Annotated in this window: 1 protein-coding gene; it reads right to left on the bottom strand. The window is 69.4% G+C overall.

Features of this window, described 5'->3' with window-relative positions; translation table 11 throughout:
* Positions 1–333 precede the first annotated feature (333 nt).
* On the bottom strand, positions 334–771 hold a 438-nt coding region (locus K8U61_RS24705; protein WP_224125676.1), incomplete at its 5' end, for a hypothetical protein.

Genomic DNA, 771 nt, shown 5'->3' with positions numbered 1-771 from the left:
CGGCGCCGCCTGCGCGGCCGGCGTCGTGGTCAGAAAGGTCGCGCCAAGCGCGATACCCGCGAGAACGGCCGCCATCCGTGGCGTCCGATTCCGGTGGACAGACATGAGAGCTCCTGCTGGGTCTGTGGAAAGGGAACAACCGCCGGGTCCGTCCGGCGGCGACCACCCCACCCGCAGATCCCTGGGGGGTAGGCAGGAGAGTTGGTAGTCACCTGATCGGCCGCCACCGCGTCCTCCTGAGGCAAACACCCGAGGAACGGAACGGGGGCCGACGCGATCACGTGGTGATGCACGTGGTGATCGCGTCGGCCCCCGTCCGGTGCCGCGTCGGACTCAGCCCTGGTCGAGGCTGATGCGCATCCAGTCGGACACGCCGGCGGCGGTCGTCACCCGGATGTCCCACGTCGTGCCGCTCACGGCTGGGTCGACGGTGATGGTGAGCGTGTCCTGCGCGCCGCTGGTGTCCACGACGAACGCCGAGGTGTCGGAGAGCGTCCGGTCGTTCTGGTTCGTCAGGTTGCGGTCGATCTTGAGCTCGACCTCGGTGACTCCGGTGAAGTCGCTGCCGACCAGGACGATCGTCGATCCGGTGCTCGGCCCTTGCGCGGCGATGAACGGTGCGCTGGGCGGGGTGGTGTCCCCGCCGTCGCCGCCGTCGCCGGTGTCGTCGGTGACGACCTCGCCGTCGGTGACGGTGAAGGTGTAGGTCGCGGCCGTGGTGTTCCAGGTCGAGGCCTTGAGGGTGTAGTCACCGTCGGCGAGCTTCGGGAG

The organism is Nocardioides mangrovi (assembly GCF_020073815.1).
In the GTDB taxonomy this organism is placed as follows: Bacteria; Actinomycetota; Actinomycetes; order Propionibacteriales; family Nocardioidaceae; genus Nocardioides; species Nocardioides mangrovi.
The sequence above is the reverse complement of the archived record's forward strand: the minus strand, read 5'-3'. Positions and strand labels throughout refer to the sequence as shown.